General features: G+C 61.5%; 22 protein-coding genes (1 of these 22 only partly in view). 7 read left to right on the top strand and 15 right to left on the bottom strand.

Going from position 1 to position 20,898, the window contains the following annotated elements; all coding sequences use genetic code 11:
* The 6 genes from msrQ to J3P89_RS04190 form a co-directional block, all read right to left on the bottom strand.
* A protein-coding gene (msrQ, locus tag J3P89_RS04215; RefSeq protein WP_434696786.1) for a protein-methionine-sulfoxide reductase heme-binding subunit MsrQ crosses the window boundary here: on the bottom strand, positions 1 to 586 show its 5' portion. Its footprint begins 35 nt before the window's first position; only the first 586 of its 621 coding nucleotides appear in the window; its start codon is at positions 584 to 586; the stop codon falls past the left edge of the window.
* Positions 586 to 1,599, bottom strand: a complete 1,014-nt coding sequence (gene msrP, locus J3P89_RS04210; RefSeq protein ID WP_305498797.1) for a protein-methionine-sulfoxide reductase catalytic subunit MsrP — start codon at positions 1,597 to 1,599, stop codon at positions 586 to 588. Before msrP ends, msrQ begins: the two co-directional genes overlap by 1 nt.
* 75 nt (positions 1,600 to 1,674) lie before the next feature.
* The gene (gene pssA, locus J3P89_RS04205) at positions 1,675 to 2,520 is read right to left on the bottom strand and encodes a CDP-diacylglycerol--serine O-phosphatidyltransferase (protein ID WP_434628281.1); all 846 of its coding nucleotides are present in this window, start codon (positions 2,518 to 2,520) and stop codon (positions 1,675 to 1,677) included.
* 143 nt (positions 2,521 to 2,663) lie between these two features.
* The gene (gene ilvC / locus J3P89_RS04200) at positions 2,664 to 3,680 is read right to left on the bottom strand and encodes a ketol-acid reductoisomerase (RefSeq protein WP_003185459.1); all 1,017 of its coding nucleotides are present in this window, start codon (positions 3,678 to 3,680) and stop codon (positions 2,664 to 2,666) included.
* Between the two features lie 44 nt (positions 3,681 to 3,724).
* On the bottom strand, positions 3,725 to 4,216 hold the full coding sequence (gene ilvN / locus J3P89_RS04195; protein WP_003176102.1) for an acetolactate synthase small subunit: 492 nt from the start codon (positions 4,214 to 4,216) through the stop codon (positions 3,725 to 3,727).
* Positions 4,217 to 4,218: 2 nt separating this feature from the next.
* Entirely contained in the window at positions 4,219 to 5,943 is a 1,725-nt protein-coding gene (locus J3P89_RS04190; protein WP_305498794.1) for an acetolactate synthase 3 large subunit, read from the bottom strand.
* Between the two features lie 400 nt (positions 5,944 to 6,343).
* Between J3P89_RS04190 and J3P89_RS04185 the strand changes: the two genes are divergently transcribed.
* Positions 6,344 to 6,766: a DUF4124 domain-containing protein gene (locus J3P89_RS04185; RefSeq protein WP_434696785.1), complete on the top strand. Its 423-nt coding sequence runs from the start codon at positions 6,344 to 6,346 to the stop codon at positions 6,764 to 6,766.
* Between the two features lie 6 nt (positions 6,767 to 6,772).
* On the opposite strand, the gene J3P89_RS04180 is transcribed toward J3P89_RS04185, so the two are convergent.
* Genes J3P89_RS04180 through mrcB form a run of 3 tightly spaced genes read right to left on the bottom strand, consistent with a single transcriptional unit; the run spans position 6,773 to position 10,159 of the window.
* A complete protein-coding gene (locus tag J3P89_RS04180) occupies positions 6,773 to 7,102 on the bottom strand; it encodes a YqcC family protein (protein WP_434655655.1) in 330 nt (109 codons plus the stop codon).
* Positions 7,102 to 7,824, bottom strand: a complete 723-nt coding sequence (locus J3P89_RS04175; protein WP_434571804.1) for a tetratricopeptide repeat protein — start codon at positions 7,822 to 7,824, stop codon at positions 7,102 to 7,104. Before J3P89_RS04175 ends, J3P89_RS04180 begins: the two co-directional genes overlap by 1 nt.
* Positions 7,825 to 7,840: 16 nt before the next feature.
* A complete protein-coding gene (mrcB, locus tag J3P89_RS04170) occupies positions 7,841 to 10,159 on the bottom strand; it encodes a penicillin-binding protein 1B (RefSeq protein WP_434571803.1) in 2,319 nt (772 codons plus the stop codon).
* Between the two features lie 116 nt (positions 10,160 to 10,275).
* Here mrcB and J3P89_RS04165 point away from each other — a divergent pair, with 116 nt between their 5' ends.
* The 3 genes from J3P89_RS04165 (at position 10,276) to J3P89_RS04155 (ending at position 12,749) form a co-directional block, all read left to right on the top strand.
* Complete coding sequence (locus J3P89_RS04165) at positions 10,276 to 11,832, top strand: AAA family ATPase (protein ID WP_434696784.1); 1,557 nt, start codon at positions 10,276 to 10,278, stop codon at positions 11,830 to 11,832.
* Between the two features lie 90 nt (positions 11,833 to 11,922).
* Positions 11,923 to 12,264, top strand: coding sequence for a pentapeptide repeat-containing protein (locus tag J3P89_RS04160; RefSeq protein ID WP_305498787.1), 342 nt, complete (start codon positions 11,923 to 11,925; stop codon positions 12,262 to 12,264).
* A 212-nt stretch (positions 12,265 to 12,476) separates the two neighbouring features.
* Entirely contained in the window at positions 12,477 to 12,749 is a 273-nt protein-coding gene (locus J3P89_RS04155) for a TfoX/Sxy family protein (RefSeq protein WP_039593847.1), read from the top strand.
* A 219-nt stretch (positions 12,750 to 12,968) separates the two neighbouring features.
* On the opposite strand, the gene J3P89_RS04150 is transcribed toward J3P89_RS04155, so the two are convergent.
* From J3P89_RS04150 to J3P89_RS04135, 4 genes are read right to left on the bottom strand one after another with little or no spacing between them, the layout of a single operon-like run.
* Complete coding sequence (locus tag J3P89_RS04150) at positions 12,969 to 13,817, bottom strand: ChaN family lipoprotein (RefSeq protein WP_434696783.1); 849 nt, start codon at positions 13,815 to 13,817, stop codon at positions 12,969 to 12,971.
* A 21-nt stretch (positions 13,818 to 13,838) separates the two neighbouring features.
* The gene (locus J3P89_RS04145; RefSeq protein WP_434696782.1) at positions 13,839 to 14,606 is read right to left on the bottom strand and encodes a heme ABC transporter ATP-binding protein; all 768 of its coding nucleotides are present in this window, start codon (positions 14,604 to 14,606) and stop codon (positions 13,839 to 13,841) included.
* Positions 14,606 to 15,589 carry a FecCD family ABC transporter permease gene (locus J3P89_RS04140; RefSeq protein WP_434697948.1) on the bottom strand — a complete coding sequence of 328 codons (984 nt, stop codon included), beginning with the start codon at positions 15,587 to 15,589 and terminating at the stop codon, positions 14,606 to 14,608. The genes J3P89_RS04145 and J3P89_RS04140 overlap by 1 nt, the downstream gene beginning before the upstream one ends.
* Positions 15,590 to 15,639: 50 nt before the next feature.
* Positions 15,640 to 16,509, bottom strand: a complete 870-nt coding sequence (locus J3P89_RS04135) for a heme/hemin ABC transporter substrate-binding protein (RefSeq protein ID WP_434628261.1) — start codon at positions 16,507 to 16,509, stop codon at positions 15,640 to 15,642.
* A 246-nt stretch (positions 16,510 to 16,755) separates the two neighbouring features.
* Here J3P89_RS04135 and J3P89_RS04130 point away from each other — a divergent pair, with 246 nt between their 5' ends.
* Positions 16,756 to 17,073, top strand: a complete 318-nt coding sequence (locus J3P89_RS04130) for a Rieske (2Fe-2S) protein (protein WP_434696781.1) — start codon at positions 16,756 to 16,758, stop codon at positions 17,071 to 17,073.
* On the opposite strand, the gene sfsA is transcribed toward J3P89_RS04130, so the two are convergent.
* Together sfsA and J3P89_RS04120 are read right to left on the bottom strand one after the other, a co-directional pair.
* The gene (gene sfsA, locus J3P89_RS04125; protein WP_434696780.1) at positions 17,029 to 17,787 is read right to left on the bottom strand and encodes a DNA/RNA nuclease SfsA; all 759 of its coding nucleotides are present in this window, start codon (positions 17,785 to 17,787) and stop codon (positions 17,029 to 17,031) included. The genes J3P89_RS04130 and sfsA overlap by 45 nt on opposite strands.
* Positions 17,787 to 18,959, bottom strand: a complete 1,173-nt coding sequence (locus tag J3P89_RS04120; RefSeq protein ID WP_434696779.1) for a pyridoxal phosphate-dependent aminotransferase — start codon at positions 18,957 to 18,959, stop codon at positions 17,787 to 17,789. Before J3P89_RS04120 ends, sfsA begins: the two co-directional genes overlap by 1 nt.
* Before the next feature lie 337 nt (positions 18,960 to 19,296).
* On the opposite strand from J3P89_RS04120, the gene dksA reads away from it, so the two are divergent.
* Both dksA and gluQRS read left to right on the top strand, forming a co-directional pair.
* Positions 19,297 to 19,740 carry an RNA polymerase-binding protein DksA gene (gene dksA, locus J3P89_RS04115; RefSeq protein ID WP_434628250.1) on the top strand — a complete coding sequence of 148 codons (444 nt, stop codon included), beginning with the start codon at positions 19,297 to 19,299 and terminating at the stop codon, positions 19,738 to 19,740.
* Positions 19,741 to 19,966: 226 nt separating this feature from the next.
* The gene (gluQRS, locus tag J3P89_RS04110; protein ID WP_434601854.1) at positions 19,967 to 20,848 is read left to right on the top strand and encodes a tRNA glutamyl-Q(34) synthetase GluQRS; all 882 of its coding nucleotides are present in this window, start codon (positions 19,967 to 19,969) and stop codon (positions 20,846 to 20,848) included.
* Positions 20,849 to 20,898: the final 50 nt, after the last annotated feature.

Here is a 20,898-nt window from a genome sequence, read left to right as displayed (position 1 = left end):
TCAGACGCGGGATACGCCGCATCACCGCAGGCACCCTGAGCACCAACAGTACCGCACCTATAAAGGCATATATCGCCCACTCCTTCAGATCGGCCCGCACGATCCACAACATATGCAGCAACCCAAGCCCCAATATCGGATAGACCAGGCGATGCAGTTTCTTCCAGCGCCCGCCCAGTCGCCGCTGGCTGTAGCGGTTGGACGTCATTGCCAGCGCCAGCAAGCCAAGAAAACCGAGCGCTCCGACGATGATGTAAGGCCGCTTGCCCAGCTCCACACCCAGCTGTGACCAATCGAACCCCAGGATGAACGCCAGATACCCGCTCAAATGCAGTACGACATAAGTAAAGCACCACAAACCCAACTGACGCCGGACGGCTATCCACCCCGCCCACCCCGTCAGTTTCTGCAGCGGCGTCATGCACAAGGTAACCAGCAACAGGATCAGCGTCCCCAACCCCAACCGATCCACCAGGACCTTGCCCGGGTCCGGCCCCAGGAAATTCGCCAATGCCTCATAAAGCCAAAGCATTGGCCAGATCGCCGCCGCGATGAATACGCCGATCCGCCACGCCAGAAAACGCATCAATAATCCTTCCTCAGGTCCATCCCCGCATATAAAGAAGCCACTTCATCCTGATAGCCGTTGAACATCAACGTATCGCGAACGTTGGGGCTGAGCAGCCCGCTCGGCAAACGACGCTCCCGCGCCTGGGTCCAGCGCGGATGGTCAACGGTGGGATTGACGTTGGCATAAAAGCCGTACTCATCAGCCGCAATGCTTTGCCAGGTTGTCTTGGGCTGCTCGCTGACCAGACTGATCCGCACGATGGATTTCACGCTCTTGAAGCCATACTTCCATGGCACCACCAACCGCAACGGCGCGCCGTTCTGGTTCGGCAACTCCCGCCCGTACATCCCAACCGCGAGGATTGCCAGCGGGTTCATCGCCTCATCCAACCGCAAACCTTCCACATACGGCCAGTCAATCAGGGCAAAGCCTGAACGCTGGCCCGGCATGGTCTTGGGATCCTGCAGCGTCTCGAAACGAATGTACTTGGCCTTGGAAGTCGGCTCGACCTGCTTGAGTAGTGCGGAGATGGGAAAGCCGATCCACGGAATGACCATCGACCAGGCCTCGACACAGCGCAATCGATAAATCCGCTCCTCCAGCTGATAAGGCTTCATGAAGTCTTCCAGACCATAGCGGCCCGGCTTACCCACCTCACCCTCCACGACTACGCTCCAGGGCTCGGTTTTCAACGACCCTGCATTGGCCGCCGGATCACCCTTATCGGTTCCGAACTCATAGAAGTTGTTGTAGTGGGTGGCGTCCTTGAATGGGGTGATCGACTCATTTCCAGCCGTCACCGCGCCCCATTGGGTAGCTGCAACCTTCTCAGCCAACCAGGCCGGCGCCTTGCCTGGCTCGACATTGGGATAACGCGCTACATCCGCTGCGCCGGCCCATCGCGGCAAGCTACCCACGGCGAGGCCAGCCACGGATGCCCCTAGTAACTTGCGACGGGATAGATAGAAGGATTCAGGCGTGACGTCCGATTCACGACTGTCGGACGATTTGGGGATCTTGATCAGCATGACGACTCCGCAGTGTTGGAGGGCAGATGCACCAATAGACTGCGGAGTATGGGGGAAATTAGATTAAGGCAACGTTTAGCGTCGGCGAAGACGCAACAAATATTGCACCGGACCCGACGCAGCATAGGCGAGAAATACCAGCAGCAGGACACGCGGCGGATCGCTGAAGACCACGGCGAACACCAGAACCACAGCCAGGATCGCGACAAACGGCACGCGACCTTTCAGATCCAGTTCCTTGAAGCTGTTGTATTTGATGTTGCTGACCATCAGCATCCCGGCCGCCGCAACCAGCAACGCCACCAGGAACGACATTTTCGAGCCCTGAATGCCGTAGTCGCTGAATGCCCAGACCACGCCGGCCACCACGCCCGCGGCTGCAGGGCTCGCGAGACCGATGAAGTAGCGTTTGTCGGCAGTGCCGACCTGGGTGTTAAAACGTGCCAGGCGCAACGCGGCACCGGCCACATAGATGAAAGCCACCATCCAGCCGACCTTGCCCATGTCGCCCAGCGCCCAGCCGAACGCCAGTAACGCGGGGGCAACACCGAACGCGACCATGTCGGACAGTGAGTCGTATTCGGCGCCGAATGCGCTCTGGGTATTGGTCATGCGGGCCACGCGCCCGTCAAGACCATCGAGCACCATGGCGACGAATATCGCAATGGCAGCCAGGGCGAAATAGCGGCTTGCCCCGGAATTATCACCGGCACTGAGCGCCGCCTGGGCGCTCATGGAGCTGATGATGGAATAGAAGCCGGCAAACAGGTTCGCGGTGGTGAACAGGTTCGGCAGCAGATAGATGCCACGATGCCGGACCTTACGGCCTTCAGCGTCATGGCCCTCTTCGACGTGTTCATCGATGGGCAACAGGCTTTCGGCGTCAGGAGCCTGGTTCGGCTCGTCGGGACGTTCGCTCATGGACAGTACCTTGCAACGGTGTGAAAAAATTCGACAGGCGTCTGGGACGACGGTTCGGCCGCAAACGATGCAGCTTTATACCAGAAGCCAATGCCCAAACGAAAAAACGCGGCCAGGGCCGCGTTTTTCGATCAAGTCGCGACTCAGTTCTTGGCTTTGTCGACGATCTTGTTGGCACCGATCCACGGCATCATGGAGCGCAGTTGCTCGCCGATGATTTCGATACCGTGAGCGGCGTTGTTGCGGCGCTTGGCGGTCATCGAAGGATAGCCGGTGGCACCTTCGCTGATGAACATCTTGGCGTATTCACCGTCCTGAATACGTTTCAGGGCGTTGCGCATGGCCTGGCGAGATTCGGCGTTGATGACTTCCGGACCGGTCACGTACTCGCCGTACTCGGCGTTGTTGGAGATCGAGTAGTTCATGTTGGCGATACCGCCTTCGTACATGAGGTCAACGATCAGCTTCAGTTCGTGCAGGCACTCGAAGTAGGCCATTTCCGGCGCGTAGCCAGCTTCAACCAGGGTTTCGAAACCGGCTTTGACCAGCTCGACGGTGCCGCCGCACAGAACGGCTTGCTCACCGAACAGGTCGGTTTCAGTCTCGTCCTTGAAGGTGGTTTCGATGATGCCGGTACGACCGCCACCCACGCCGGCGGCGTAGGACAGCGCAACGTTCTTGGCATTGCCGGACGCATCCTGGTAGATCGCGATCAGGTCAGGGATACCGCCGCCCTTGACGAACTCGGAACGGACGGTGTGGCCCGGGGCCTTCGGCGCGATCATGATCACGTCGAGGTCGGCGCGCGGCACAACCTGGTTGTAATGGATCGCGAAGCCATGGGAGAAGGCCAGGGTGGCGCCTTTCTTGATGTTCGGCTCGATTTCGTTCTTGTACAGGGCAGACTGGAATTCGTCCGGGGTCAGGATCATGACCAGGTCGGCAGCGGCAACGGCGGAAGCCACGTCGGTGACTTTCAAGCCGTGGGCCTCGGCCTTGGCGACGGTAGCCGAGCCTTTGCGCAGGCCGACGGTTACGTCAACGCCGGAATCTTTCAGGTTGCACGCCTGCGCGTGACCTTGGGAGCCGTAGCCAATGATGGCGACTTTTTTGCCCTGGATGATCGACAGGTCGCAATCTTTATCGTAGAAAACTTTCATGAATTTCCCCTATATCCGGCCATTCCGGCCATTCGCTAATTTGGTTAGATGCTCAGTACTTTGTCGCCACGGGCAATCCCGGTGACGCCACTGCGTACGGTTTCCAGGATCGAGGCAGTGCCGATCGATTGGATGAAGCTGTCGAGCTTGTCGCTGGTACCGGTCAACTGAACGGTATAGACGCTGGCGCTGACATCGACGATCTGCCCACGATAAATATCGGTAGTGCGTTTGATCTCGGCGCGCTGGGCGCCGGTGGCCTTGACCTTGACCAGCATCAGTTCGCGCTCGATGTGAGCGCTCTCCGACAGGTCCACCAGCTTGACCACCTCGATCAGCTTGTTCAGGTTCTTGGTGATCTGCTCGATGACTTCATCGTGGCCCACGGTGGTCAGCGTCAGACGCGACAGGGTCGGGTCCTCGGTTGGCGCCACGGTCAGGCTTTCGATGTTGTAGTTGCGCTGCGAGAACAGGCCCACTACACGAGACAGAGCACCCGGTTCGTTTTCCAGAAGCAAGGAAATAATATGTCGCATGATTAGGTACGCTCCGTCTTGCTCAGCCACATATCGCGCATGGAGCCGTCTTTGATCTGCATCGGGTAGACGTGCTCGCTGGTATCGACCTGGATATCGAGGAACACCAGGCGGTCCTTCATGGCGAAGGCTTCTTCAAGCCCGGACTTCAAGTCCTTCAGGTCGGTGATGCGGATGCCCACGTGACCGTAGGCCTCGACCAGCTTGACGAAATCCGGCAACGATTCCATGTAGGAATGCGAATGACGGCTGCCGTAGCTCATGTCCTGCCACTGGCGAACCATGCCCAGTACACCGTTGTTCAGGTTGACGATCTTCACCGGCAAACCGTACTGCAGGCAGGTCGACAGCTCCTGGATGTTCATCTGGATACTGCCTTCGCCGGTGACGCAGGCGACGTCGTTGTCCGGGAAGCTCAACTTGACGCCCATGGCCGCCGGGAAGCCGAAGCCCATGGTGCCCAGGCCACCGGAGTTGATCCAGCGGTTAGGCTTGTTGAACCGGTAGTATTGCGCCGCGAACATCTGGTGCTGGCCAACGTCGGAAGTCACGAAGGCATCGCCCTTGGTCACTTCGCACAGGGTCTCGATGACGGTCTGCGGCTTGATCACGCTGCCGTCGCCCTTGTCGTACGGGAACAGGCCACGATCACCGCGCCATTCATCGACCTGTTTCCACCAGGCGGCCACGGACTCCTTGTTCGGAGCCTCGCCGATTTCCTTGAGGATGGCGACCATCTCGGTCAGCACGCTCTCGACCGGACCGACAATCGGCACGTCTGCCTTGATGGTCTTGGAGATGGACGCCGGGTCGATGTCGATGTGGATGATCTTGGCGTTCGGGCAGAATTTCGCCGGGCCGTTGATGACCCGGTCGTCGAAACGCGCGCCCACGGCCAGGATGACATCGGCATGGTGCATCGCCAGGTTGGCGGTGTAGCTGCCGTGCATGCCGAGCATGCCGATGAACTGGCGGTCGGTGCCCGGGTAGGCGCCAAGCCCCATCAAGGTATTGGTAACCGGCAGGTTGAGCATCTTGGCCAATTCGGTCAGCGGCGCGGAGCCACCACCGAGGATGACCCCACCACCCGAGTACAGGACCGGGCGCTTGGCCGCGAGCAGCATTTCGGCGGCCTTGCGGATTTGTCCCGAGTGACCGCGTACGGCCGGGCTGTAGGAGCGCAGCTTGGCTTTTTTCGGATAGATGTACTCGAATTTCTCGGCCGGGTTGGTCATGTCTTTCGGCACGTCGACCACGACCGGGCCTGGACGACCGGACTCAGCCAGGTAAAAGGCTTTTTTCATGACCTCCGGGATTTCCGACGCGTGCTTGATCATGAAGCTGTGCTTCACGATCGGCCGGGAGATACCGATCATGTCGGTTTCCTGGAACGCATCGGTACCGACCATGGTGCTGGGCACCTGGCCAGAGATGATCACCATCGGGATCGAGTCCATGTAGGCCGTGGCGATACCGGTGATGGCGTTCGTGGCGCCAGGGCCGGATGTCACCAGAACCACGCCGGCCTTGCCGGTGGCGCGGGCATAGCCGTCCGCCATGTGGGTGGCCGCTTGTTCGTGGCGAACCAGGATGTGGGTCACTTCCGGTTCTTTGAACAGGGCATCATAGACATGAAGAAGAGCACCGCCGGGGTACCCGTAGATATATTTGACGCCTTCGTCACGCAAGAAGCGGACGAGCATCTCACCGCCAGATAAAAGCTCCACGTTGTTCACCTCTAAAACGCCAGAATACCGACCCACAAAAAGGGGACGGGTCTTAATAGGTTTACTTCTCGGCAGAGCATGAGCGACGGTGGTCGCCGACTACGTCAGCACTGACTGAGCAAGTATTGGGATCGTCCCAAGTGTTGCGGGCCTTTCCCACCCAGCGCGAGGTAACGCGTTGCGGGTGTAACAGGTCGGCGCGGATGTGCGCCTCATGATCTGCCGAGTGGGTCTGCTTCTGGCAGTCCCTCTACAGCGGACTTTGGATTCTTCTGTTTCGCCCTCTGCAAGTCAAGTCGTCAATGTGCTTTATTGAAGTAAGCACATGAGAACGCAAGAAAAAACCTTTAAACGGCTACTCTGTTAGCTTCAATTGCGCAACCCAGGACAAGGAAACAGCATGCGAACGATGTTATTGACGGCCTGCCTGCTGGCGGGCCTGAGCCCGATGAGCATGGCCGGCCAGATTTACAAATGGGTGGACGCCCAGGGCGTGACCCACTTCGGCGCCCAGCCGCCGCAAGGCGTAGAGGCGACAACCGTGGGCAGATCCGCACCGCCCGCTCCCAAGCAGGCAGCACCTGTTACCGGCGGTGTCGTCGGCGATCAAAAAGCCATCGATCAACAAGTAAAGCAGCAGGTTGCCGAGCAGGAAGCCCAACTCAAGGCGTTCTGCGAGCAGGCCAGGACCAACCTGGCGCAACTGCAGAACAATCCCAGGGTCAGGGAAGACGTGGAAGGCGAAATGCGCCGGCTCACGGATGAAGAGCGGCGCCAGCGCATCGAGGAGACCCGCAAGCAGATCGAAGAACACTGCCAGTGAGGGAAGTCAGCTGGCGTCGCTGATCAACTGGTCGAACTGCGCCAGCAACCGCTGCAACTCGGCGCCCTGCCCTGGCCGCTGGGCATAGACCATTTCGGCCATGGCCAGAATGCCCGAGGCGTTAGGCAGTGGCAGGTCGTTTTCCAGGATCGCCTTCATCCGCGGCAGGAAGATCCATTGCAGCCACTGCTCGAAATCCAGGGTATCGACCGCAAACGGCTCGACACTCGCCAGCGCCTCGGCCGAAGGCGAAACGCTGCTCCACCAACCCTGGACGCGCAGTTCGCGCTCGATCAGCAGCAACTGATCGGCGATCTGGGGAAAACGAACATCCATCAGAGTGAAACCTTGGCTTTCTGACGGGCCAGTGCGGCGCCAGCGGAGTCGCCTTGTTTCTCGCGGGCCTGGGCAATCAGTTCCCACAGGCTTGCCTGGAGTGCCGGCCGACCGCTGGAGAATGTCAGGCCGCGGCGCGCCAGTTGCTCGGCTTGCGGCGCATCGCCCTGGGCCATGCGTACCTGGGCCAGTCGATAAAGAACCTGAGGCTCGCGCGGCGCGACACGCTGGGCGCGCTCAAGGCTGGAAGACGCGCCGTTGAGGTCACCACCGGCCTGCTGCTGTTGGGCCGTAGTCAGCAGCGCCAACACCGGACCATCCAGTTGCTCATCGGCGGACAAGCCACCGGAGCTCGCCGACGGGATGCTGCTCGGCGTCGATGGCATGCTGTAGCTGCCCTGGTCGATCGGCGAGGTCTCGATAGGACCCGGCGTGATCGGCCCCGGTGTGATCGGCGTGCTGCTGATGGGTGCCGACGTGGCAGCGCCACCACCGGGCACCATCACCACGACGCCCGTATCACCCTGGGGAATCGCCTGGGTCTGAGCACCCTGCACCGGCCGCTTTACGGTCGTCTGACGGAAACCGCCATTGGCCGAGACCCGCTCGCTGTTGGAAACGGCGGTACCGGAGTCGACAACCGGAATCGAGCCGCGCTGTACGGTAGAGCAGCCGCTGAGCAAAGCCACGGCGGTTACCGCTGGAATCAACCACTTGTTCACTTGAAACCCTCTTTGCTTAATTCACCCAGTCCTTGACCCAATCCATCACCGATTCGGCTGGGTTCTGGCCGCCACACGCCGCACCGGGCGGCGGTTCGCTGCCGCGAATATACGGCATCTGAACCGCGCCCGGGCAATTCGCGTCGGAGCCCTGCCCGGTGCGTGAATCGACCCAGGCCTGGACGATGTTGTCCGGTTGCGGCATGTCCAGCGGCAACGGGTCGGCCTTGCGCATGAAACTGGTCCAGACCTGCAATGCGCCGGTGGCGCCGGTGAACGGCGTCTTGCCGTTGTCGTCACGCCCCAGCCAGACCACCGCCAGCAAGTCCTGGCTGAACCCGGCGAACCAACTGTCGCGCGAATCGTTACTGGTGCCGGTCTTGCCCGCCAGGGTCAGCGTCCGCGGAAGCACGTTATAGACCGAGCTGCCGGTACCTTCACGCATGACCCGCTGCATGGCGCTTTGGATCAGATAAATGGAAGCCGGATCGAAACGCTGCTGGATCTGGAACGGATAACGCTTGAGCGGCTCGCCGTCGGCGGTCAGCACACTGCGGATGCCACGCATCGGCGTATTGAAACCACCGTTGGCCAGGGTCTGGTACATCGCGGCCACTTCGATCGGGGTCAGGCCACCGGCGCCCAACAGCATCGACGGGAAAGCCGGGAACTCGCGGTTCACCCCTAGGCGCGCCAAGGTCTTGAGCACATTCGGCACGCCGACTTCCAGCCCGAGGCGAGCCGTTGAGAGGTTGTAGGAATGCGCCAGGCCCTGATAAAGGAATACCGTGCCGTGGGGACGACGATCATAGTTTTGCGGCGTCCAGACCTGGCCGTCCGCGCCCTTGACCGAGAATGACTCGTCGGAGAGCCAACTGGTCAGCGTGTACTGGCTCGGTTTTTCCAGAGCGGTGAGGTACACCGCCGGCTTGATCAGCGAGCCGATCGGGCGCACCGCATCCAGCGCCCGGTTGAAACCGGCATAGCTGGCCTGACGGCTACCGATCATCGCCTGGACTTCGCCGGTTTCCGGGTTGGTCACCACCATGGCCGCTTCGACTTCGTCAGAGCCCTTGCGCCCCGCCAGGCGCTTGAAGGTGTCATTGACCGAGGCCTCGGCTTTCATCTGCAGGATCGGATCGAAGCTGGTGAAGATGCGCAAGCCTTCTTCGGTCAAGTCTTCGTCGCGATAGTCTTCGCGCAGCTGACGCTTGACCAGGTCCATGAAGCCCGGGAACGAACTGTCCGCCAGGCTGCCGCGCTTGGTCACGCCCAGCGGCATCTTTTTCGCCGCTTCTACCTGCTCGGCCGTGGCCACGCCTTGTTGCTGCAACAAGTCCAAGACCAGGTTGCGCCGCTCGAGGGCGCGCTCCGGATTGCGACGCGGGTTGTAGGAAGACGGCCCCTTGACCATGCCGACCAGCAACGCCACCTGGTGCAACTTGAGCTCGGACAGCGGCTGGCTGAAGAAGAACTGGCTGGCCAGGCCGAAACCGTGCACCGCTCGCTGGCCGTCCTGGCCGACAAAGACCTCGTTGAGGTAGGCCTCGAGAATTTCCTGCTTGCTGTAATGCAGCTCTAGCAACAACGCCATCATCGCTTCGGTGAGCTTGCGGGTCAGGCTGCGTTCGTTGGTCAGGTAGAAGTTCTTGACCAACTGCTGGGTCAGGGTACTGCCGCCCTGGCGCATGTGTCCCGACGAGGTATTGACCCAGACAGCACGGGCAATCGACTTGGGCGAGACGCCAAAGTGATGGTAGAAATCACGGTCTTCGACGGCGATCAGGGTTTCAAGCAGGAACGGCGGCACCTGGTCGATCTTGATCAGGATCCGGTCTTCGAGATTTTTCGGGTACAACCCACCAATCAGCAGCGGTTCGAGGCGCACGACCGACAGGCTCGCATTGTTGGCGCCCGTCAGCGCGGCCACATAGTCACCGGAGAAACGCACCCGCACCGGCTGCGCCTGCTCCATGCCTTCATAGAACTGGAAGCCGCGAGTATTGATGTCGATGGTGTTGCCATTGACCGAAGCTGCACCCGGGCCATTGGCCACGCTTTCGCGGCGATAACCCAAGGCATCGAGCTCGGTCAGGAAATCCTCCTTGCTCAGCTTTTGTCCGACGAACAGCTCCAGCGGCCTCGCGTAGACCTTGGCCGGAATGGTCCAGCGCTTGCCGGAGAATTTCTCCTGGACCACGGCATCGAGGTAGACGGCAAAACCGGCGAGCACGACAAGGCCAACCAGGCTCAGTTTAAGGGCCCAGCCCAGCCAGGGCCGCAGGCGGCTGGCGGGAGGTTTCTTGGGGGTACGGGGGGATCGGGTACGAGTCATGGCGGCGGATTATACGCACTTTGGCGTGGTTCAACATGCGTCCGCCAAGGTTTGCGTTAGCCTCGCTTGCCGCCATAATGAGCGCCTTGAATTTTCCCGCCTCTGAAGGATCGCCCGTGAGCCAATCACTGATCGCTGCCCTGCAAAACCCGGCCCTTTACCCGCATCCCGTCGAAGGGTTCCAGGTCATCGAAACCCATATTTCCTGGGTGTTGCTCACCGGGCCCTACGCCTACAAATTCAAGAAACCGGTCAATTTCGGTTTCCTCGACTTCACCAGCCTCGACGCGCGCAAGCATTTTTGCGCTGAAGAACTGCGCCTGAACCAGCGCCTGACGCAGGACCTCTACCTGGAAGTCCTGCCGATTACCGGCAGCACCGAAGCGCCAAGCCTCGGCGGTGATGGTCCGGCCATCGAATATGCCCTGAAGATGCGCCAATTTCCCCAGAGCCAACTGCTCAGCACGCTCCAGGCCAACGGCGAACTGACCACCGTGCACATTGATGAAATGGCCGCGCAGATCGCCCAGTTCCATCTTTCGACGCCCGAGGTGCCCGCCGACAACGCGGCAGGCACGCCGGACAGCGTCATGGCGCCGGTGCGGCAGAATTTCGAACAGATCCGTCCGTTCCTCAGCGACAAGGCTGACCTGCTGCAACTCGAAGCCCTGCAAGCCTGGGCCGAAAGCAGCTTCGAACGCCTCAAGCCGCTGCTGGCCCAGCGCAAGACCGAAGGCTTCACCCGCGAATGCCACGGCGACATCCACCTGGGCAATGCCACCCTGATCGATGGCCAGGTAGTGATTTTCGACTGCATCGAGTTTAACGAGCCGTTCCGTTTCACCGACGTCTACGCCGACACCGCGTTCCTGGCGATGGACCTTGAAGACCGCGGCCTCAAGTCACTGGCGCGGCGGTTCGTCAGCCAGTACCTGGAGCTGACGGGCGATTACCAGGGCCTGGAGCTGTTGAATTTCTACAAGGCCTACCGCGCCCTGGTGCGCGCCAAGGTCGCACTGTTCAGCATGCCCGCCGAAGCCGATCCGGTGCAGCGCGCCACGACTCTGCGCCAGTACCGCAACTATGCCAACCTGGCCGAAAGCTACAGCACCATCCCGTCGCGCTTCCTGGCGATTACCCACGGTGTTTCCGCCGTCGGCAAAAGTCACGTCGCGATGCGCCTGGTAGAGGCCCTGGGCGCGATTCGCCTGCGCTCGGACGTGGAGCGCAAGCGCCTGTTCGGCGAGCAACAAGTATCGAACGATCCCCAGGCCGGCATTTATAGCAGCGACGCCAGCAGCACCACCTACGCCCGCCTGCATGAAATTGCCGACGTGATCCTGCACGCTGGTTTCCCGGTGGTAATCGACGCCACCTACCTCAAGCGTGAGCAGCGTGACGCCGCTGCCAGGATCGCCGAAGGCACGGGCGCGCCGTTCCTGATCCTCGACTGCGACGCGCCGCAAGCGGTGATCGAAAGCCGGCTCGCCCAGCGCCAGGCGGACCAGAACGACCCGTCCGACGCGAACCTGGCCGTCATCGCCGCCCAACAGGCCGGCCGCGAAGCGTTGACCCCGGCGGAAATCCTTTGCAGCAAACGGGTTCAGACCAACGAAAGCGGCACGCTGGATGTTGTGGTCGCGCAGATCCGTCAGCGCCTGCCGGGACTGTAGGAATTATTTCGGCCGTGAAGCGACGCCCGGCTTCACGGCCGTCAAATAGTGGCACTATACTGGCGTCATAAAACCAGCAGGTGATATGAAATGAGCCACCCCAAGCTTCTCGACACCCCGCTTTATGCCTTGTTGCGCAACGACGATATTGCCGGCTTCAACAGCGAACGGCCTCAAGGGCCGATCGACATGCGCGGCGGCGATTTCCGTGGTCTTGACCTGCGGGAACTGAACGCGGACAACGTCGATTTCACCGATGCCTATTTCCGTTCCGCCGATTTGCGCGGCGTCGATTTTCGTAACTCGTCGCTGGAAGGCGCGAGCCTCGCCCACGCGCAGATTTCCGGCGCCTACTTTCCGCCCGAGCTGTCGGCCGATGAGATCCTGATGTCGATGAATTTTGGCACACGCCTGCGCTACCGCACCCGCTAAGCCTGAAGCAACCGAGGCCCGGCATCGAACAGACCTCCAGCGCCCCCGCCTGCGCTGGACGACGTGCCGTTTTTGTCGTTTTGCACCTATCGTGCGTAATGCATTAGAAGGTTTTGCGTCGATTCCGACCAAACAATCACGCTTTTCCTACTGACCGCTACACTCCTGAGAAGCTTGCCCACTGCACCAGTCGGCCGTCGCAAGGAGGCTCGATGAATGATGAACTGCAACACCTGAAGAATCTGGGCAAGACGTCAGCCCAGTGGCTGCATGCCGTGGGCATCCACAGCGCCTCGGATCTTCGCCGCCTCGGCGCGGTGGACGCCTACCGCGCCGTTCGCACCCGCGGGTTCCGGGCATCAAAGGTATTGCTGTATGCCATCGAAGGCGCATTGATGGACATGCATTGGAACGATATTCCCGCTGAACGCAAGGAAGCCCTCAATAAACAGCTGGATGCCATTTCGGCTCGCCACAAAGCCTGACGCACGGTTTTCGCCGCCCACATCGCGCCGCCCCATTATTTTTGGCGAATCGAAAAACTTTGTTTGACTTGGAAATGAGAATCGCTATGATTACCACATCCGGTCGCGAGACTGGTCGATATTTGAAAAGCCCTTGGTTCGGACTCTCAGATATCTCCTCATCAGGCTAATCACGGTTATTTGACCCGGCTTTTGCCGGGTCTTTTTTTGCCCAGAATATCACTTGCCTTGTTGTTCACGCATTTGCGCGCAGTAATCCTGAGGCAGGGTGGCCGGGGTGTACCACACATAATCAGCCATGGCCGACGTAACGTTGCTCCCCTCCTCGGCCAGCATCAGCACCACCGGCGCTTCGCTGGCGCCCAGGTCCCCTACATGCAGCGGCACGCCGACGTCCTTTCGCCCATGCCAGGCACCGGCAAACAACAATGCAGGCGTCGGCGCCTTGAGCAACTGCTCCGCCATTCGCCGGTCTCGCTGCTGCTGGACCGCCAGCATCGCCGGCATCTGCGACTCCGGCAGCAGGCCGCAGTGGGACTCGCGGATCTGTCCCAGCAGCTTTTCCTTCACCACGGACGAATTGGAGCGCTCACCCTGCACCAAGGGCATTTGACGATAAATGCGCTGGATCTCCGTGCGGTCAAGATTGGCCGCCAACACCGGATAAGGCTGAGGCAAGGCGAACTCCACCACGGGTCCGTACAGGTTCCAATCCCAACCCGACGACCAGTCCAGCGCGCCGGGCAAATCCTTGGGCAAGGCTGGCAACTGGCGAACCGCGTCGACCTTCGGCTGCTGCTGTGGCGTCAGCATCTCCAAGAGCAAGCTGCCTTGGGCTCGCTGTCCGGCCAAGGCCTGGAGCAACCAGCGTTGCAACCTATGATGGTCGCGGTTGTCGTGCTGCTCTCCGACCACGACACGCGGAGCTTGCGCCAAGCGCTCGACCAAGGCATGCGACGAGAGGGCCTGGCCACTTTGCAAGTCAAGGATCCGTCCGTTGACCGGAGGCCGCGCGATACTTTGGCAAGCCGTCAACACGCTCAAAGCCAAAATCAGGAACAGGCGCACATCTGCATCCTCCAGATTGCCTCAGCGGGCGATGATCAACGGATGCCCGCGCTCCGGATGGGACTGCACCAGCACTTCCAGGCCGAATACCGCTTTGAGCGGCTCCGGGCGCAGCACTTGCCGGGGCGTGTCCAGGGCCACCGGCCGGCCGGACGCGAGCAGCAACAGGCGGTCACAGTAACGCGCCGCCAGGTTCAGGTCATGCAGGATCACCAGCACGGCAGCGCCGCGACCGGCGAATTCACGCACCGCTTGCAGGATGGTGTGCTGGTGCAAGGGATCGAGCATTGACGTCGGCTCGTCCAACAACAGCGTCTGCCCCACCTCGCCGGGCCACAGTTGCGCCAGCACCCGCGCCAAGTGCACCCGCTGGCGTTCGCCACCGGACAGGGTCAGGTAGTTGCGGCCATACAGATGCGTGGCATCCGCGGCCTGTAATGCCGATTCAACGATCTGCGCGTCCCGCACCTGGCCGCTCTGGTGGGGCAGGCGCCCCATGCCCACCACCTCTTCCACGCGGAATGCAAAATCCAGGGTCGATGATTGTGGCAACACCGCCAGACGACGGGCGCGCTCGGCGCCGCCCCACTGGGCGAGGGGCCTGTCGTCGAGCCAGACCTGGCCCCGGGCCGGACGCAACTCGCCACACAAGCCTGCCAGCAGCGTACTTTTGCCCGCACCGTTGGGTCCGAGCACACCGAGCACTTCGCCGGGATTGAGCTGAAAGTCGATGTCCGCCAGTACGGTTTTGCGTCCCCGGAGAATATGCAGGTCATGTGCTCGCAGCATCAGGCACGCCCCCGCAACAACAGATACAGGAAGAACGGTGCGCCGATGAATGCCGTGACAATGCCGATGGGCAATTCCGCCGGGGCCAGCGCGAGGCGCGCCACCAGATCGGCGAACAGCAGCAGGCTCGCCCCGGCCAGGATTGAAGCCGGTAGCAGGACGCGATGGTCGGGGCCCGCCATCAGCCTTACCAGATGCGGCACCACCAGCCCGACAAAACCGATCATGCCCGCAGCCGCCACCGCGGCCCCAACGCCCAGCGCCGTGCAGAACACCAGCTCACGCTTGAGCCGTTCGACGTCAATGCCCAGGTGCGCGGCCTCGGACTCGCCGAGCAACAAGGCGTTGAGCGCACGGGCCCGACGCGGCAACCAGATCGCCACGCCGATGCTGACCAGCAGCAAGGGCCACAAGCGCGCGTAGGTGGCGCCGTTCAGGCTGCCCAGGTTCCAGAACGTCAGGGTGCGCAGGGTCGCGTCATCCGCCAGGTAAGTGAACAAGCCGACCGCCGAGCCGGACAGCGCGGTCAGGGCGATCCCGGCCAGAAGCATGGTCGCGACGTGAGTCTGACCGTTGCGCCGGCCGAGGCGATAGACCAGCGCCGTAACCCCGAGCCCGCCGAGGAACGCACACAGTGACAATAGATAAGGTCCCAGCGCTTCGGGCAGCCCGCCCAGCATCGAACCGCCGACGATGGCAAACGCTGCCCCCAGCGCCGCACCACTGGAAACCCCGACCAGCCCCGGGTCCGCCAGCGGGTTGCGAAACAGCCCCTGCATCGCCACGCCGGATAACGCCAATACCCCGCCCACCGCCAGCCCCAGCAAGGTACGCGGCAGGCGGATCTGGCCAAGGATCAGTTCGGCCTGCTCCAGGCCATCGGCAGCCACCGGCAAGCCCGACAGGCGCATGGCGGCGCGCAGGGTATCGAACAACGGCAAGCTCACCGGCCCCAAGGCCAGGGACAACCAGATCGCCAGCAGGCATAGCAGGCCCAACCCAATGAATAAAGTGCGTGGCTTGACCAGCGCACTCATGGGGTCTTGACCGGATAAAAACCGTCGGTGAGCTTCACCAGGTTTTGCGGCAGGCGCGGACCCAATCCGCCCACCAGCAGCGTCGGGTCCAGTTCCATGACACGCCCACTCTTGGCGGCCCGGGTCGAGGACAAGATCGGATTTTCCTTGAACAGCGCGGCGCGCGCTTCTTCGCCGGTCAAGGCTCGATCGGCAAAGACCAGCACTTCAGGATTCAAGCTGGCAAGGGTTTCCACGGAAAACGGTTTGTAGCCGCTGTGGGTCGCCAGGTTGTGACCACCGGCTTGCTCCAGCAACCAGTCGGCGGCGGTGCCTTTACCGGCGATCAGCGATTTGCCGCCAGCATTGCCCACCAGCAGCAATACGCCAGGCGCCTTCTGCTTGAGCCGGGCTGCGTTTACGCGGACGGCGTGCTGGGAAAGCCGTTGTTGATAGTCATCGAACAACTCCGCAGCCTTGGTCTCGGCCCCCAAGAGCTGCCCCAGGTGACGCAGATTGGTCTGAAGCGCCTCCAGGCTCGGCGCCGCCGAGAACAACTCGACCGGCACCCCGGCCGCACGAATTTGCGCGAGCACCGGCGGCGGTCCCATTTCTTCGGTACCCACCAGAATTTGCGGCCGCAAGCTCAGCACGCCCTCCGCCGACAGCTGTCGCTGATAACCGATACTGGGCAGCGCTCGCAACGACTCGGGATGCTGGCTGGTGGTGTCCACGCCCACCAGCTTCGACTCACCGCCGAGCGCACTGACCCACTCCGACAAGGCACCCCCAGCGCTCACCCAGCGTTGCGGCAGATCGGCCGCCAGCGCTCCCTGGCTGGCCAAAAGGACGACACAGAGCGCAGCAACGCGGAAATTCAAGCGCATCGGACAGCTTCCTCAGAGATATTTTTCACAGGGCCGAGCCTGGCGACGTATCCTCGGTCACCTGTGAAGGAGGCGCCATTTGATAATTGTTTTCATTTGACCGTCAAGCTTGGATCGTCCAGAAAAACGCGAGAACCTTGTGGGAGCGGGCTTGCTCGCGAAGGCGTTGTGCCAGGCAACATAAATGCAGGATGCACCGACGCTTTCGCGAGCAAGCCCGCTCCCAAGGGTTCATCGAGGACAGAAATGAAATTTCTTTGCAGCGCCGCTGAGTTACCGGACAACAACAGTCGCGGCTTCGACATTGAAGGGCGCAAGGTCCTGGCCGTGCGGCGCGCGGGCCAGGCCTACGTCTACCTTAACCGCTGCCCGCATCGCGGTGTGCCGCTGGAGTGGCAACCCGACCAGTTCCTCGACCCCAGCGCCAGCCTGATCCAGTGCGCGACCCATGGCGCGCTATTTCTGATTGAAAGCGGTGAATGCGTCGCCGGCCCTTGCGCCGGGCAGTTCCTGGCCGCGCTAGACAGCCGGGAGGATGATCAGGGCATCTGGGTCGACCTGTAGCGGTTCAAGCAATACCGGAAGCGGGCGATCCACCCATATCTGCTCCGGCGTCAAGGTGACCCCGTAGGCCAACACTTCCACCCCGGCGGCCACCGCCTCACGCAACGCCGCCGCGTACACCGGGTCGATTTCCTGCGCCGGGCGCACCGCGTCGATGCCACTCAGGTTTACGCAATACAGCTGCACCGCCCGTACGCCGTCGCGGGCCAGACAAGCCAGTTCCCGCAAATGTTTGGCGCCACGCAGCGTCACCGCATCGGGAAATGCCGCCACATTTGTTGCATCGAAACCCAGCGTGACACTTTTGACCTCGACCCAGGCCGAGGTCTGGTCGGCATAGTCGAGTCGAAAATCGATACGGCTGTTCTCCACACCGTAGGCGACTTCGCGCTTCAGCCCGACAAAACCGTTCAGCCCCTTGATGACACCCGCGCGCAGCGCCTCTTCAACCAGGGGGTTGGCACGCGCGGTGTTGATGCAGGCCAACCGGCCTTGAGGGGTTTCGCCTATTTCCCAGGTCCCTGGCAGCTTGCGCTTGGGGTCGCTGGAGCGGCTGAACCAGACACGCGCGCCCTCGGCCATGCAATTGAGCATCGAGCCGGTGTTCGGGCAGTGGATAGTGAGCAGTTCGCCGTCAACGGTCTCGATATCGGCGAGAAAACGCTTGTAACGTCGAATCAGTCGACCTTCTTCCAGTGCAGGAGAAAAACGCATCAGCCTCGCCAGCTCCGCAGTCCACGTTCGATTCGCGTCACCGCTTCCTGTAGCCGAGGCAGGCTTTGGGTGTAGGCAAAACGCACATGATGACCGGCCTGGTGTCGACCGAAATCCAGCCCCGGCGTGAACGCCACGTGTTCGGTTTCCAGGAAATGCTGGCAGAACGCAAAGGCATCGCCGCCAAACGCGTTGATATCGGCGTAAAGATAGAACGCACCTTCGGGCTCCACCGCGATGCCGAATCCCAACTCACGCAACGCCGGCAGCAGGAAGTCGCGACGCCGCGCGAACTCGGCACGACGCTGCTCGAAAATCTCGATGGTCGCGGGTTCGAAACAGGCCAGGGCCGCGTACTGGGCCATGCTAGGCGCACTGATGTAAAGATTCTGCGCAAGTTTCTCCAGCTCACTGACCGCCGCCGAAGGGGCCACCAGCCAACCGAGCCGCCAGCCGGTCATGCCGAAATACTTGGAAAAACTGTTGAGAACAAAAGCATCATCGTCGACTTCCAGCACACTGGTGGCGTCGGTGCCATAAGTCAGGCCGTGATAGATCTCATCGACGACCAGATGGCCATTGTGGCCCTTGATTGCCCTGGACAACCCCGCCAACTCGTCCCGAGAGAGAATCGTCCCGGTCGGGTTGGCCGGCGATGCCACCAATGCCCCCACGCTGTCGTGATCCCAATGGCGATCCACCAGGTCCGGGGTCAGTTGGTAACGCACGTCCGGCCCTACTGGCACCAATTGCGCCGCACCTTCAATCAAACGCAGGAAATGGCGGTTGCAGGGGTAGCCAGGATCGGCCAGCAACCAGTGCTTGCCCGGGTCGACGAGCAGGGCACTGGTCAGCAACAAGGCACCAGACCCACCCGGCGTAACCAGGATGCGCCGCGGATCGATGTCAACGCCGTGGCGCTGCGCATAAAAGCCGGCGATGGCCTCGCGCAACTCGGGAATGCCGCGGGCTGCGGTGTAACGGGTCTTGCCGGCCGCCAGGGCGGCCTGGCCGGCCTGGATGATCGGCTCGGCGGTGGTGAAGTCCGGCTCGCCGATCTCCAGATGGATGACGTCGTGCCCGGCAGCCTGCAATTCGTTGGCGCGCGCCAGCAGCGCCATGACATGGAACGGTTCGATGGCACGGCTGCGTGCGCTGTAGGGCTGGGCCATTGGGGCCATCCTTCACGAAAAAAGAACCGATTCTACCCAACTCGGGCAGCGGTGCGGGAACGAGCGCGAATACCCGATGGTCCTACCGTAGATCGCTGGAAATGGTTCCGGCGATTGGCCCAGGCTTGACTAGAATCAAGCATTGAGCAGGATTGCATCCCCACCGAAGCGAACCCGGCCACGTTTTACAGGCCCCGGCCGCCGCAGGCTCGACAACCGGGAGTAGCGCGGCCCGATTTGATCTGGTAAGTTCGCCCGCTTGCAGCCGCAGGGCCGGCAGGTGTCGGTGATGGAGCAATCCTGCGTAGTGGATTACAAGAGTAGAGGCGGTCCATTCATGCCCACCCAAGCAAAGCAGAATCAAAATCAGTCGCTCAGCGGGTTTGAGCCGTATATCCCACAAGCGGGCGAAGAGTACATGGGCGCCCCGATGCGCGCACACTTCACCAAGATCCTGAACAAGTGGAAACAGGACTTGATGCTGGAAGTCGACCGCACCGTGGACCATATGAAGGACGACGCTGCCAACTTCCCCGACCCGGCCGACCGTGCCAGCCAGGAAGAAGAGTTCGCCCTCGAACTGCGCGCCCGTGACCGGGAACGCAAGCTGATCAAGAAAATCGACAAGACGCTGCAACTGATCGAAGACGAAGAATACGGCTGGTGCGAGTCCTGCGGCGTCGAGATCGGCGTCAAGCGACTGGAAGCACGTCCAACCGCAGACATGTGCGTCGACTGCAAGACCCTGGCGGAAATCAAGGAAAAACAGGTCGGCAAGTAATCGCCGGGGCTGTAACCGAAACGGAGCGTTCATACGCTCCGTTTTTGTTTCCGATATTTTCTCCAGACTCATAACCCCTTGTGGGAGCGAGCCTGCTCGCGAAGGCAGTGGGTCAGCCAACCTTGATGCGACAGATACACCGCTATCGCGAGCAGGCTCGCTCCCACAGGGGATATGCTTTGTTGTCGAGATTGCCTACCGCCCTGACCCCAATGACATTCGCCTTATGACTGCCTACATCGGACGCTTCGCCCCCACCCCCAGCGGCCACCTGCACTTCGGCTCGCTGGTCGCCGCCCTGGCATCGTACCTCGACGCCAGGGCCGTCGGCGGGCGCTGGTTGTTGCGCATGGAAGACCTTGACCCACCGCGGGAAGAGCCCGGCGCGCAAGCGGCGATCCTGAATGCGCTGCAAACCTATGGTTTTGAATGGGATGGCGAAATGGTCCGCCAGAGCGACCGCCATGAAGCCTATCAACTGGTCATCGATCGCTTGTTCAGCCAGGGCCTGGCCTACGCCTGCACCTGTTCGCGCAAGCAACTGGAACCGTATCAGGGTATTTACCCAGGGCTATGCCGCAACGCCGGCCACGACACCGAGGACGCCGCCATCCGCCTGCGCGTCCCCGAGCTTGAATATCATTTCACCGACCGCGTCCAGGGCGAATTTCGCCAGCACCTGGGCCGTGAGGCCGGTGATTTCGTGATCCGTCGTCGTGACGGGCTCTACGCCTATCAGCTGGCGGTGGTGCTGGACGACGCCTGGCAAGGCGTCACCGATATCGTCCGCGGCGCTGACCTGCTGGACTCCACGCCACGCCAGCTCTACCTGCAGGAACTCCTCGGGCTGCCACAACCGCGTTACCTGCATGTGCCGCTGATCACCCAGCCCGACGGGCACAAACTTGGCAAATCCTATCGTTCACCGCCGCTGACAGCGGACCAGGCTACACCGCTGCTGTTGCGGGCATTGCGCGCACTGGGCCAGCAACCGGGCCCGGAACTCTGCGATGCCAGCCCCCGCGAACTGCTGGCCTGGGGCATTCGGCACTGGGATGCGAGCAAGATCCCGCGCGTCCTCACCCTGCCCGAAGCGCAAATACCATGACGGCCCTTGCAGCCTGCCGCCTATCCGTTACCATCGCCGCACGTTTTCGG

Origin of the sequence: Pseudomonas sp. Z1-14 (genome assembly GCF_051132005.1) — a bacterium.
Lineage (GTDB): Bacteria > Pseudomonadota > Gammaproteobacteria > Pseudomonadales > Pseudomonadaceae > Aquipseudomonas.
This window is presented reverse-complemented; position numbering and strand designations above follow the sequence as displayed.